Below are 15,243 nucleotides of genomic sequence, written 5' to 3' on the forward strand. Positions count from 1 at the left end.
ATTATTCATCTATCGTATTTTCTACTATTTCTAACATTTTATTAATCTTTTCTAAGTCGCTATCTATAGATTGTTTTTGACTATTGATATATTCGGAAAATTTAGCAACGGTTGTCAAATTAAATATCTCACTTATATTAATATCTACTGTAAAGTTTTGCTTGATTTTTGCCATAAGCATAGTTGCTATTAATGAATCTCCTCCTAATTCAAAAAAGTCGTCATTTATTCCCACTTTAGTACCACCAAGAACCGATTGAAAAATATCAACTAAAACTTCTTCTTGTTGATTTGTGGGAGCAACATAAACAGTTTTTAAATTTCTCGAAATATCCTGTTGAGAATCTACTAATGGCTGTAAATTACTTTCTTTTTTGACCCTTTCTCGCTTAACCCATTGATTTATTCTTGCTTGTAAATCTCCAGTAGAAATAACTAATTGATTGGTATTACTTCCAGATAGTATCAATTCAAAAGCTTTTGCTCCTTCTTCCGGTGTAATTAATAGCTCTGCTAAGTTCTTGCCAAAACTTAAATTTTGTTTTGATTCTGAACCTACTTTCCAGCCATCCCAATTAACACCTATCCAAGGAGAACTATCTTCTAGGTGATTATCTGCCCGAACAAAATAATCCATAAAGCTATTACTAGCTGCATAACCTACAAATCCTAATCCTCCTAAAATTGATGAGAGGCTAGACATCAATAAACAGAAGTCAATCTCTCTATTTTTGAGTATTTTCCCTAATACTAATGTGCCGTAAATCTTCGACATAAATTGCTGTTGGCATTCGGATTTTCCTATACTTTGAATAGCATTAATAGAATTTCCTTTAACCACACCAGCAGCATGAATAACTCCATTAATTTTACCAAATTTTTTCTCTGCTTTGGCAATGACTAATTCCATTTGTTCAGAATCAGAAACATCAGCATTTAAAACTAAAACCTCAGCTCCATAAGTTTCAAATTCTTTGACTTTTTGAATCTTCTGACTAATACTATCTTGCTCATTATTACTAGACACCCACTCTGACCAACTATCTCGCTCTGGAAAAGTAGAACGTCCGATTAAAATTAACTTAGCTTGTACTGTCTTTGCTAGAAATTCTGCTAATACAATTCCAATACCACCAAGTCCACCTGTAATTAGATAAACTCCTTGTTCCTTTAGCTTTTGTGGAGGAGATTTTGTTTGAGGTTTTAATGGAAATAATTCAAAATTTTCTACCCAGCGAGACTTTCCACGATAAGCAATGACTTGTGCCGAAGATTTTGCAATTGATTCAGCAATTAGATGCTCTATAAGTATCTTTTCTTGCTTATTCCCAGTATCGGAAAGCGCTACATCAATACAACGACAGTTAAAGTTAAAGTATTCTTGAGAGATTACTTTTACTGCCCCTAATATTGTAGCTTTTTCAGGAGACAAAACCTCGCTTCCTGTTACATCCTGCATATTATTAGAGATGACAAGAATTTCACAATTATCTGCTAAGACTTGTTTTCCACAAGCTTGAGTAAAAAATAGCAAACTATAGAATCCTAAATCCTGAGCTTTGTCAAATAAATCTGCATCTAACTCTTTTGTTAATTTTTCTGTTGTCAAGCTCCACAAATGAATCACTTTTTCTGGAATTAAGTTTGAGCTGACAAGTTCATCTAGCAAGGTATTGTAGTCATCAGGTTGAGAAGGATTTAAACTATAAATTCCTTGACTATCCTTCATAAACGAGTCTCCCACTTTGACACAAATTACTTTTTCACAAAGTTGTGCCAGTTGAGTTGCTAACTTTTCTCCGAAACCAGACTCATCTATAAACAACAAAATATTACCTAATGATTTTTCTGGTTGAGTTGCTGGTAGGGGTAGACGTTTCCAGGAAGGAATATAAAACCATTGAGAAATATCTGACTGTTTACCTGTCGTTTGCTCTTGCTTCAGTTTTGTCTTTTCCCCTGGTTTCGGTGCAGAAATCCAGTAACGCTGACGTTCAAAAGGATAAGTAGGTAAAGGCACGCGATAACGATGCTCTTGACTATAAAATGCAGACCAATTGACCTCAACTCCAGCTAACCAGAGATTACCAACAGAAGTAAGTAAAAAAGCTACATCCGATTTATTTTCTTGCGGATGACGTACTGATGTTAATACTAATTGTTGTTGCTCAAAACTCGGATTTCGTTTAGTTAAGGAAGTCAAAGTTCGACCAGGGCCTACTTCTAACAAAATTTGTTCTGGATTTTTCAGCAAATTTTCCATCCCTTTAGCAAATAAAACAGTTTGACGCAAATGTTGCACCCAATAATTAGGATCTGTTGCCTGAGATTCTGTAATCCAATCTCCTGTCAAGTTGGAAATATAAGGAAGTTGAGGAGGTTTTAATGATTCCTGTTTAACTCTTTCTCTAAAATCATTGAGGATAGGTTCCATCATTTGAGAATGGAAGGCATGAGAAGTATGGAGGCGACGACATTCTATATTTTGGGCAGCTAATTTATTTTCGAGAATTTCTATAGATTCTGTATCCCCAGAAACTACACATCGAGATGGCTCATTTATTACTGCAATGGCAAGTTTCTCTGTTAATAGAGGTTGGAGTTGCTCTTTTGAAAGTGGAATAGAAAGCATCTTACCAGTAGGAAGTTGCTGCATCATTTTGCCTCTCGCTGCCACTAACGATAAAGCCGTTTCTAGGGAGAATACTTCTGCTAAAGTTGCAGCTACATATTCCCCAATACTATGACCGATCGCTGCACTTGGAGAAATACCCCAAGATTGCCATAATTTTGCTAGAGCATATTCTATGACGAAAAGAGCTACCTGAGCGATCGCTGTTTGTTGTAATTTTTCCTCTGCAGTCTGAGTATCTGATTGTTGAGGATAAAGGATGTGACGTAAGTCTAACCCTAACTCTGGTTTGAGTATTTCCGAGCATAAATCTACTTGTTCGCGAAATACTGGTTCAGTTTCATAGACTTCCAATGCCATATTGACATACTGAGAACCCTGGCCAGGAAACATGAAGACAACAGGTCGGTTTGTAGATTCTAAGACGTTGTTGGTAAAAACCTGTTGGGAATCTAAATTTGTTAGTTCTTCTACTGCTTCAGTAGCTGACTGACAAACTAACATTCGTCGATAATCAAAAGCTCGACGACCACAACTTAAGGTATAAGCAACATCAGCTAAATTTAAGTCGGAATTTTCTTTAAAGTGTTTAGCCAAATTAGCAGTTGCTTGGTCTAGTGCAGAACTGCTTTTAGCAGAGATGAGCAGCAAATTCCTTCCTCGAGATTCTCCAGAAGGCGTTACTAGGGGAGCTTCTTCTAAAATGACATGAGCATTAGTCCCACCAATACCAAAAGAACTAACCCCAGCTCGTCGAGGACTACCATTACTCTTCCATTCAGATAGGGTAGTATTGACGTAGAATGGACTGTTAGCAAAATCAATTTGAGGCGATGGCTCTTCAAAGTGTAAACTAGGGGGAATTAACTTATGTTTAAGAGATAATACTGTTTTTATCAATCCTCCCACACCTGCTGCTGCATCCATATGTCCCATATTAGTTTTTAGGGAACCGATAGCACAAAAATTCTGTTTCTGGGTACTTCTTCTAAATGCCCTAGTCAAAGCAGCAATTTCAATGGGGTCTCCCAATGTTGTACCAGTGCCGTGAGCTTCTATGTAAGTAATACTCTCAGCATCTACTTCAGCTACAGCTTGAGCTTGGGCAATAACTGTAGCTTGACCTTCTGTACTGGGTGCTGTGTAACCCACTTTTACGGAACCGTCATTATTAATGGCCGAACCCTTAATAACAGCATGGATGGAATCTCTGTCTGCGATCGCATCTTCTAGTCGCTTGAGCATTACAATACCTAAACCACTACCTGGTATAGTGCCTTTAGCTTGGGCATCAAAAGCTCGACAATGACCATCTGGAGAAAGAATCATGCCTTCAGTATATAGATAACCTGCATTCTGAGGCACAATAATTGAGACTCCACCAGCTAAAGCCATATTACATTCTCCATTGAGCAAACTCTGACAGGCTAAATGGACTGCCACCAGTGAAGTTGAACAAGCTGTCTGGACGTTAACAGCGGGTCCCCGGAGATTTAATTTATAACTAACGCGAGTAGGCAAAAAATCTTTATCGCTAGTTATCATTAATTGATACCCACCCGCCAAATCTTCGGAGTCAAAGGTAGGGTGGATATTGTTAAGTAAGTAAGTGTTTAAACCTATGCCTGCATAAACTCCAATCGACCCACGATATTTTTCTGGATCATAACCAGCACTTTCAATCACTTCCCAAGCTGATTCCAAGAAAAAACGTTGTTGGGGGTCGAGATACTCAGCTTCCTTGGCACTAAAACCGAAAAAATTAGCATCGAACATTTCGGTATCTGAAATGACTGGTCTCGCTCTTACATAGTTGGGATTTTTGAGCAGGTTAGAGTTAATACCAGAGTCTAATAGTTCTTGTTCTGAAAGCACAGAAATAGATTCAACACCATCTTTGAGGTTTTGCCAGAAAGAATCAATATCTTTTGCTTGAGGAAAGCGACCGGATAGTCCAATAATTGCAATATCTAAATCATTAATTTCATTCATATTTTATATCTCCTTTTATAATATTAATTCAGTCAAAATATTAATGTTTTTGTCTAAGTTTACGCCTTTTTTTAATACTAGATTTGATTTGGTTAATCTCTAGTTTTGGTAATTCTGATAAAGGTTCTGGAGTCTCATTTTTTTTGATTATATGTTGACTTAAAGCTTTGATGTTTGGGTAGGTAAACATATCAAGAAGTGGTAATTCTATTGATAATATTTCCCGTAGTTTACTATTGACTTTTACTAAAATTAGAGAATTTGCTCCTAGCTCAAAGAAATTGTCATAAATACTAACTTTTTCTAATTGCAGTACCTCTTGTAAAACTGTTGCAATCTGTTTTTCAGTTTCAGTTTGAGGCGGAACATATTCATGGGAACGAGTTAAATTTATATCTGGTGCTGGTAAAGCTTTGCGGTCTATTTTACCATTGGGTGTTAATGGTAGAGTTTCTAACAAGACAAAGGCAGAAGGTAGCATATATTCTGGTAACTTTGACTGTAGATAAAGTCGCAATTCACTACTATTTAACTCTGGTTCAGAGGTGACTAAATAAGCTACAAGTTGTTTATTTCCAGGGATATCTTCTCGACAGATAACTACAGTTTGTTGTACTTGAAGATGGCTAGATAATACTGATTCAATTTCTCCAAGTTCAATACGGAAACCTCGTAACTTAACTTGGTTGTCAATGCGACCGAGATATTCTATGTTGCCATCGGGTAAATAACGAGCTAAGTCTCCTGTTTTATAGAGGGAAAGACTATCCCCCCTAACCCCCCTTTCTAAGGGGGGGATTTTGTCTGGTTTTCCCCTTTCTAAAGGGGGGATTTTTTCTAGTCTCCCCCTTTCTAAGGGGGACGGAAGGGGGATAGTAATAAATTTTTCCGCTGTTAATTCTGGGCGGTTGAGATACCCTCTAGCTAAACCAGCGCCACCAATGTGAAGCTCTCCTGATACACCTATTGGTACAGGTTGATCATTGCCATCTAAAATGTAGAGTTGAGTATTAGCAATGGGACGCCCTATCGGTATTGATGCCTTTTCTAGTTGAGAAACTTCTACCTGAGATGCTGTTGACCAAATAGTTGTTTCTGTCGGACCATATAAATTCCATACTGAATGACCACAATTTAATAACTGCCGTGCTAAGTCAGTAGGTAAAGCTTCCCCACCACAAAGAATTTTTAAATTTTGATTCCCCTGCCAACCCGAAGCTAGTAATAACTGCCAAGTGGCGGGAGTCCCTTGCATTACTGTTACATTAGACAAAGAAATTTGTTTAGCTAACTCTATTCCATCTGTAGTAACCGCACGACTTGCTAATACAACTTTCGCTCCGGTTATTAAAGGTAGATAAATTTCTAATCCAGCAATATCAAACGAAATAGTAGTGACTGCCAAAAGTACATCTTCTTCCGTTATACCTGGTTGTTGTTGCATAGAGAGCAAGAAATTAACAACATTACGATGAGGTATTTGTACGCCTTTAGGTTTACCTGTGGAACCGGAAGTGTAGATAACGTAAGCTAGATTTTCGTCATTAACATTACTAACAAGATTTTCTGAGCTTTGGTTAGTAAAAATTTCCTCACTGTCTAAACACAAAACTCTAGCTTGACTTTCTGGTAGAGTAGCAACCAAATGTTTTTGAGTTAACAATATTGAAGCTTGAGAGTCTGACAATATTAACTCAATACGTTGTTGGGGATAACTGGGGTCTAATGGTACATAAGCAGCACCTGCTTTGAGGATACCTAATAAACCAATGACCATTTCTACTGAACGCTCAACACAAATACCCACTAATGTTTCCGGTTTCACACCTAAGTTTTGCAGGTAATGTGCTAACTGATTAGCTTTAGTATTCAACTGAGAGTAGGTTAATTGTTCCCCCTCAAATACAACTGCTACTGCGTCGGGTGTTTTTTCAACTTGTTGTTCAAATAACTTATGAATACATTGTGACTGTGGATATTCAACTGCTGTATTATTCCATTCCACTAACAGTTGACGATTTTCTGCCGTACTCAACATTGGTAATTCACTTACCTTCTGTGCAGAATTTTCCACAATTGCTGACAACAAATTCTGGAAATGACCTGCCATCCGATCAATAGTTGAACTATCAAATAAGTCAGTGTTGTACTCCCATTCATTCAATAGCCCAGACTCAGTTTCTGATACTGACAGGGTTAAATCAAATTTAGCACTTGTGTTTTGTGGCTTGATCAAACTTAAATTCACACCAGGTAATTCCACCTTACTCATTCTTGTATTCATCAAATTAAACATTACCTGAAACAGAGGTGAATGACTCAAAGACCTTTGTGGTTGCAATGCTTCTACTACTTTCTCAAAAGGCAAATCTTGATGTTCATATCCTTTCAGTGTGGTTTCCTTCACTTGTGCTAGTAATTCCTCAAAACTGGGATTATCCACAAATGCAGTTCTTAATACTAAAGTATTGATAAAAAAGCCGATTAATGATTCAATTTCACTGCGGTTACGATTAGCTATGGGCGAACCTATTAAAATATCTGACTGACCACTGTAACGATATAGTAATGTAGCAAATGCTGCAAACATAGTCATAAATAGGGTTGTACCATTCTCGTGAGACAGGTTTTGTAACTTCTCGGTTAACTCGGTTTCTATTGTCCAACAGTAAGTAGCACCTTGGTAAGTTTGAACTGTAGGTCGAGATCTATCGGTTGGTAATTGTAATAATTCAGGTGCATTTGCTAAACTTTGCTTCCAGTAATTTAGTTGAGTTTCTAATACTTCCCCACTCAAATATTGTTTTTGCCAAACGGCAAAGTCGGCATACTGAATTGGTAATTTTGGTAAGGAGGGCAACCCACCCTGACTATAGGTAGTGTATAAAATTGAGAGTTCTTTGAGAAATACTCCTAGTGACAAACCATCTGAGATTATATGGTGCATCGTTATCAACAACATTGATTCTGTAGCAGAAAGTTTGACTAGATTGACTCTTAGCAAAGGCCCTCTGTTCAGGTTAAAAGGTTTTGCCTCTTCTTGCTGAAGATATTTTTCTATGTCTGTCTGTTGTTGAGTATGGTCTAGATGTTGCCTGTCAGTAATTTCTATTTCAAAGTTAATGTCTGGTTCAACTATTTGTAAAGGTACACCGTTAATTAGTTCAAACCGAGTTCTAAATACTTCATGGCGACGGACAATTTCTGCTATAGCCGATCGCAGAGCATCATGGTTAATATTGCCTGTCATGGTTAACGCCAGTGAATTATTATAGGTAGCATTTGCTCCCTCTAGCTGGTCAAGAAACCACATTCTTTCCTGTGCCCAAGAAAGAGGAAATCTATTTGATTCTCTGATGGCAGGAGCGATCGGTAATTTGAGTGGATCTATTCCTTCTTTAGTCAGTAATTCTATTAAAGCTATCCGTTTTTTATCAGATAGATTTGTCAGTTTTTTAGCTATTTCTTGCCGTTCAATTTGATTTAAAGTCATTTTTTTGAGTAGTCAGTAGTTTTTTTGAGTAGTAATTAGTCAGTAGCCAGTAGTCAGTAGTTTTTTTGAGTAGTAATTAGTCATAATTTTTCAAAATTTTATGTTAACGTTAATTACAAAAATTATCATAATTAATAATACCTAAATCATTAATTAGTTCTCTTTCTATAGCAATCAGGAATCAGTTGTGAGAATTGAGGTGTTCCTTAAAAGTATGGAATATATCAATTATGATATTCATATGATACGTTTTTTTCTTCTTCTCTGTTCCCTGTTCCCTGTTCCCTGTTCCCTGTTTCCTAAAAGTTTCCAATATCTCACAACTCAAATCATATTGCTATATATCCTTAATAACAAGATTAATTCTGCTGTCTGAGCTGACGCCTTTTTTTCAGAGTAGATTTAATTTGGTTACGATCTAGTTGTGGTAATTCTGATAAAGTTTTTGAATTATCAACATTTGCTATATGTTGACTTAAAGCTTTTATATTTGGATAAGTGAACATATCAACAAGTGGTAGTTCTATTGATAATATTTCCTGTAATTTATTATTGATTTTTACTAAGATTAGAGAATTGGCTCCTAGTTCAAAGAAATTGTCATAAATACTAACTTTTTCTAATTGCAGTACCTCTTGTAAAACTGTTGCAATCTGTTTTTCAGTTTCAGTTTGAGGCGGAACATATTCATGGGAACGATTTGAATCTATATCTGGTGCTGGTAATGCTTTGCGGTCAATTTTGCCATTGGGAGTTAATGGAAGAGTTTCTAACAATATAAAAGCAGAAGGCACCATGTATTCTGGTAACTTTGACTGTAGATAAAGCCGCAATTCAGTGCTATTTAATCCTGCTTCAGTGCTAACTATATAAGCTACAAGTTGTTTATTTCCAGGGATATCTTCTCGACAAATAACTATAGTTTGTTGTACTTGAGCATGGCTAGATAAAACTGATTCAATTTCCCCAAGTTCAATACGGAAACCTCGGAGCTTAACTAGGTTATCAATGCGACCTAGATATTCTATGTTGCCATCATTATTGTAACGAGCAAGGTCTCCTGTTCTGTAAATACGTTCTGACTGAGAATTAGAGAAAGGATTTTGGATAAATTTTTGGCTCGTTAGTTCTGGTCGGTTGAGATAGCCTCTAGCTAAACCATCACCTCCGATGTATAATTCTCCCGGTACTCCTATGGGTAGTAGTTGGAGCTGTTCGTCTAGAATGTAAATTTGGCTATTGGCAATAGGGCGACCTATAGTTACTTTCTCGCTACCATGATCTATTGGAGCTACTGTAGCACAAACTGTAGATTCAGTTGGACCATAAGCATTAAAGAAACGACGACCGACAGACCACTGATTAATCAACTCCATCGAACATGCTTCTCCTGCTACAACGATATGACTTAAGAATGGCAACTCATCTGTAGGTAATACTGATAGAGCAGAAGGAGGTAATGTCACATGAGTTACTTCGTATTGGTGTAGAGTTTGCTGCAAATCTAAACCAGGCATTAACTCAGGAGTCTTTCCTAAAATTAAAACGGCTCCCTTTGTTAGAGCCATAAATATTTCCCAGACAGAAGCATCAAAGCTGAAAGAGGCAAATTGAAGAACACGACTGCTTGGTTTGACATCAAATAAATTTGCTTGTGCTTGAGCAAGGTTACACAAAGAAAAATGTTCAATTGCAACTCCTTTAGGTTTTCCAGTAGAACCAGAAGTGTATATAACATAAGCTAAATTATCTGAGCATACTCCAGTATATTGATACTCTAAGCTGTATTGTTCAATAACATCCCAGTCAGTATCCAAACAAATTACTTGTGCAGTATCTGTGGGTAAAGATGCCAACAATGAACTCTGAGTCAGCAATACTTTAACCTCAGAATCATTCAACATATAACTCAGTCGCTCTTGTGGATAATTAGGATCGAGAGGTACATAAGCACTACCTGCTTTGAGAATACCCAATAAACCGATTACCATTTCCACGGAACGCTCAACACAAATACCTACCAATGTGTCCGGTTTCACACCTAAGCTTTGCAGATAATTAGCTAGTTGATTAGCTTGAGCATTCAACTCTTGATATGTTAATTGTTGCTGCTCAAATACTACTGCTACAGCGTCCGGTGTTTTTTCTACCTGTTGTTCAAATAATTGATGAATACATTTATCCTTTGGATATTCAACCTCTGTATTATTCCATTCCACTAACAACTGATGACGTTCTACTGCACTCAATATTGGCAATTCACTTATCTTCTGTGCAGAATTTTCCACTATTCCATCTAGTAAATTCTGGAGATGAACAGTCGTCCGCTCAATAGTTGAACTATCAAATAAGTCAGTGTTGTACTCCCATTCACCTACTATCCCTGACTCTGTTTCCATGATGGATAAAGTTAAATCAAATCTAGCAATGGTGCTTTTTTGCTTAATAAAACTTAAACTCACACCAGGTAATTCCACTTCATTCATTGGTGCATTTTGCTGAACAAGCATTACTTGGAACAGAGGTGAATGACTCAAAGACCTTTGTGGTTGCAATGCTTCTACCACTCGCTCAAAAGGCACATCTTGATTTTGATATGCCTTCAGTGTGGTTTCCTTCACTTGTGCTAGCAATTCCTCAAAACTAGGATCATCCACAAATGCTGTTCTTAATACTAAAGTATTGACAAAAGATCCAATCAGAGGCTCAATTTCACTACGGTTCCGATTAGCTATGGGCGAACCTATTAAAATATCTGACTGACCGCTGTAACGATATAGTAAAGTTGCAAAGGCGGCCAATATGGTCATAAATAAAGTTGTACCATTCTGGCGAGATAGGTTTTGTAACTTCTCTGTTAATTCTGTTTCTATTGTCCAACAGTGAGTAGCACCTTGGTAAGTTTGAGAAGTTGGTCGAGGGCGGTCAGTTGGTAATTGTAATAGTTCAGGTGGATTTGCTAAATTTTGCTTCCAGTAATTAAGTTGAGTTTCTAGTATTTCTCCACTCAAATATTGTTTTTGCCAAGCTGCAAAGTCTGCATACTGAATTGGTAATTCTGCTAAGGATGATGGTTCTCCTTTTGTGAAAGCTTGATATAAACTAGATAGTTCTTGAATGAATATCCCAATTGACCAACCATCAGAGACAATGTGATGCATTGTCAGTAACAATACAGATTCTGTGGTTGATAGCTGCAATAAACTACACCTAACTAATGGTGCTATTTCTAAGTTAAAGGGAGTAATTGCTTCTTTTTGTACTTCTTGCAGGATGATAGTTTCACGTTTTGTTGGTTCTAGTTGCTGGAAGTCTACAATATTAATGTTGATAGTGGTATCTGGATTAATTACCTGTATTGGTTGGCCATTTTGTGTGGGAAAACTGGTATGCAATACTTCGTGGCGACGCACTATTTCTGATAATGCTAGTTGTAGGGCATTAATGTCTAAGTTCCCCTTAACCCAGAATGCTCCTGGTATATTGTAAGTGGCATTTTGACCTTCCAGTTGGTTGAGGAACCACAGTCTTTCTTGCGTCCAGGATAGATTGAGGGGTTGTTCGTTACGGGAGATAGCTTGAATGGTTGGTATCTGAAACTGGGTTGAGTTTTCAGTTAACTGTTTGAGATTATGGTCTAATTTTTCTGATAATTCACTAATAGTTGGATATTTAAACACATCCACTAAAGAGATATTTTGAGATTCATTTGGTAATGTTTTTCGCAGTTGATTATAAATTTTAGTAACTTGTAAAGAGTTCCCACCAACATCAAAAAAGTTATCTTTAATTCCTACCTTTTCTAACTCTAATACCTCTTGCCAAATTTCCACAATGATTTTCTCAATCTTGGTTTGAGGTGCTACATAATTAGTCTCTATTGTTAATAAATTTCCTTCTGGTTGAGGGAGCGATCGCCTATCTATTTTACCATTGGCAGATAGAGGAAATTTATCCAGAAATATATAAGCTGAGGGTATCATATATTCTGGTAATTTATCTTGCAAAAATTGACTTATTTCGGCAATAGTTGGCTCTGGTTTTTGACTGAGAATTAGATAAGCAACTAAACGTTGTTTTTCATCTTTACCAAATGCTTTAACAACTGCAGATTTTACTCCCGAATGTTTAGTTAAAGCTGCCTCTATTTCTCCAGTTTCTACCCGGTGTCCTCGAATCTTAATTTGAAAATCTACCCTACCAACAAACTCAATATTTCCATCTGGTAAATATCGCCCTAAATCTCCCGTTCCATATATTCGTTCTCCAGTGCGTGGATGAGTAATAAAACTACTATTAGTCTTTTCTTCATTACGCCAATAACCTTTAGCAACTTGCACTCCAGCACAGTACATTTGACCGGGAACCCACATCGGACAATCTTCTAAATTTTCATTCAATATATAGTATTTAGAATTTGTCATTGGTTGACCATAAGGAATACTTTTCCAACTAGGTTCGACCTCTTTTATTGAGTAGCAAATATTCCAAACAGTTGTTTCCGTCGGACCACCAACACTGATAATTTCTACATCATTTACTAATGTTCTTAAACGTTTTGGTAACGATAGAGATATCCAATCTCCTCCCCAAAATGCTATACGGAAACTAGATGGTAGTGACAGATGAGAACTTAACGCAGATTCAACCAACATTTCCATCATTGCAGGTACTGAATTCCACATAGTTACCTGCTTTGAGTTTATTAATTCAATCCAGTGATAGGGGTCTTTAATTCGGGCAGCATCAGGCATAACAATTGTGCCACCAGCACTCAAAAGACCAAAGATATCGTAAACAGACATATCATGGTGGAGAGCAGTAACAGCTAACATTCTATCCTTGACACCCACATTAAAACGTTGGTTAGTATAGACCATAGTGTTAACCGCTTTCTGATGAGTTATCATTACTCCCTTGGGTAAACCTGTGGAACCGGAAGTGTAGATCAGATAAGCTAAGTCATCAGGGTAAACAGTAACAGGTGATAGAAAATTATCCGTTGGAGATGGGGAGAAAGTATCGACATCAATGCGCTTAATATTGTCCGGTAGTGCAAGATCTGTCAACCAAGACTGAGTAAGCACAATTTCTGCCTTACTATTGTCCAATAGATATTGCAAACGCTCCTTTGCTTCTTTAGGATTAATAGGAACATAAGCAGCACCAGCAGCTAAAACCCCCAAAACACCAACTATCTGCTCCCATCCTTTTTCCATAACTATTGCCACCAGTTTATTAGGTGCTGCTCCCAACTGCTGTAACTTTACACCTAACTGGATTGACAATTCGGATAACTGATGGTAACTCAAGGAGCGACTGCTAGAAATAACAGCAACCTCATTTCCGCGCACCTGAACTTGCTTTGCAAACAAACCATACAGAGTTCCATCACAAATTGGCTTTTCTGTAGCATTAATATTTTTTCTCTGTAATAGTTGCTTAACTGGCATCATTCCTTGTCTTGTGGTCTCGTTCCAGGCAACATCAGAAGTAGCTAAATTTCGGATCAGACAATAATAAGCATCAAACATATCCGAAATCATTCCTTCTGGAAATAATGCTGTTACTGCATCCCAAGTAAATACTAATTCTCCATTTTGTTCGCTAACTTGATGATCCATCCATATCTGAGATGCCTGACTAATAGCATAGACTAACTCTCCAAACCTAAATAAACTTGAGGTTTCTTGACCTAATGCATCAAAACCAATGGCGCTAGTAAAAACAACTGGCATCGCAGTAGGAGCTTGGCCTTGCCTGCGATTTATTTCTCGCATGACTCGCACCCCACTAAAATAGCGGTGTTCTAAATCTTGCCACAGTTGTCGCTGTAACCGTAATGCCCTTTTTGTAAATGTTTCTGTTGCTGAGTTGTCTACTGCTAATAGAGTTACAGAAGTAAAGTCACCTAATATATTGTTGACCTGGGGATGTAGAGGCAAGCGGTTAAATAAAGCGAGATTCATGGTAAACTGAGAATTTTTACCCCATAATGTTAGTACATCCGCAAATGCAGCTAACAATACAGCGGATGGAGTTAAACCTGCTTCACCAGCTCGTTTTTTCAACTTTTGCCAGTTAGTCTTGTCTAGTTTTCCACTGAAGCGCTGGCATTGATAATCTTTGATAGAATTAGGATTGACTGCCAGAGGTAAATCTGGAGCAGGTGGTAAGCTATCTATCCGGTTTAACCAATATTGTCGCGATCGCTCATACAACTCTGTATTTTCTAAACCTTGTTCCGCTAAAACATAATCACGGAATGTAATTTCCAGTGGTTTAAGAAGGCATTCTGGATTTTCGTAAAGCTCAAACCACTCCTCAAACAACCGCATCATGCTCCAAGCATCAAATATTTGCAGGTCGTAACTAATATGCAGTCTGAAGCGTTGTTGCTCTAAAATAGTAGCTCTAAACTGAAACAACGGCCATTTGTCCGCAGGTAAGACTTGATGAGACATGATATCTCGTACTTCTGAAATCCTTGCTTGAGCAACATCTTCATCCTCCCCTCTCAAATCAAGAGTTGACATTTCATAAGTCGGTACTTTTTCCAATACCTGTTGTAAACCTTCCGATAACATAATCGCCCGTAACATATCGTGACGCTGAATTAGTTGATTGAGTGCTTGGTTGAGACGCTCTAAGTTGAGACCAACTGCTTCAATTTCGTAATAACCATGATTCGCAACATGACCTAATTCCAACACTCCCATCCTACCCACCCAAAACGCATATTGAATATCTGTCATAGGGAAAGGTTCGTAGCGTTTATCAGGTTGAGGTACGATAACAGGTAAAGATGTGGTACTAGCTCCAACATTGTTTTGTCGCAACTGTTCCAGGATTTCTGCCTTGTGTTCAGAAATTATTTCCCGTTTTTCGGGTGTGATGACACCTTTATTAGCACGAATGCGTAATTGTTCGCCATCCGTCCACAGTTTTACACCCTGTTCTGAAAGTTCGTTTAATAGTTCGTTTATAGTCATTTTAATTAATTTTTATTAAGTTAATTTTTAAAGTAAAAAAGTGGTTAATTTTTCAGGAAAAATATTGCAAAAAAAATGAGTTTTATAGCGCTACGCGCAAGGCAACAGGCAACAGGCAACAGGCAACAGGCAAC

General features: G+C 37.4%; 3 protein-coding genes. All 3 read right to left on the reverse strand.

The window, feature by feature from the left end; all coding sequences use genetic code 11:
• Position 1: 1 nt before the first annotated feature.
• The 3 genes from AC3DU7_RS08505 to AC3DU7_RS08515 all read right to left on the reverse strand — a co-directional run bounded on the left by AC3DU7_RS08505 (position 2) and on the right by AC3DU7_RS08515 (position 15,109).
• The gene (locus tag AC3DU7_RS08505; protein WP_488038920.1) at positions 2–4,624 is read right to left on the reverse strand and encodes a type I polyketide synthase; all 4,623 of its coding nucleotides are present in this window, start codon (positions 4,622–4,624) and stop codon (positions 2–4) included.
• A gap of 40 nt (positions 4,625–4,664) precedes the next feature.
• Positions 4,665–8,117: a non-ribosomal peptide synthetase gene (locus AC3DU7_RS08510; RefSeq protein WP_488038921.1), complete on the reverse strand. Its 3,453-nt coding sequence runs from the start codon at positions 8,115–8,117 to the stop codon at positions 4,665–4,667.
• A 359-nt stretch (positions 8,118–8,476) separates the two neighbouring features.
• Positions 8,477–15,109 carry an amino acid adenylation domain-containing protein gene (locus AC3DU7_RS08515; RefSeq protein WP_488038922.1) on the reverse strand — a complete coding sequence of 2,211 codons (6,633 nt, stop codon included), beginning with the start codon at positions 15,107–15,109 and terminating at the stop codon, positions 8,477–8,479.
• Positions 15,110–15,243 lie beyond the last annotated feature (134 nt).

The organism is Okeania sp., from assembly GCF_983059655.1.

Coding starts and splice junctions, on each gene's coding strand:
- AC3DU7_RS08510 (WP_488038921.1), bottom strand. CDS start 8,117: ATGACTTTAAATCAAATTGAACGGCAAGAAATAGCTAAAAAACTGACA.
- AC3DU7_RS08515 (WP_488038922.1), bottom strand. CDS start 15,109: ATGACTATAAACGAACTATTAAACGAACTTTCAGAACAGGGTGTAAAA.
- AC3DU7_RS08505 (WP_488038920.1), bottom strand. CDS start 4,624: ATGAATGAAATTAATGATTTAGATATTGCAATTATTGGACTATCCGGT.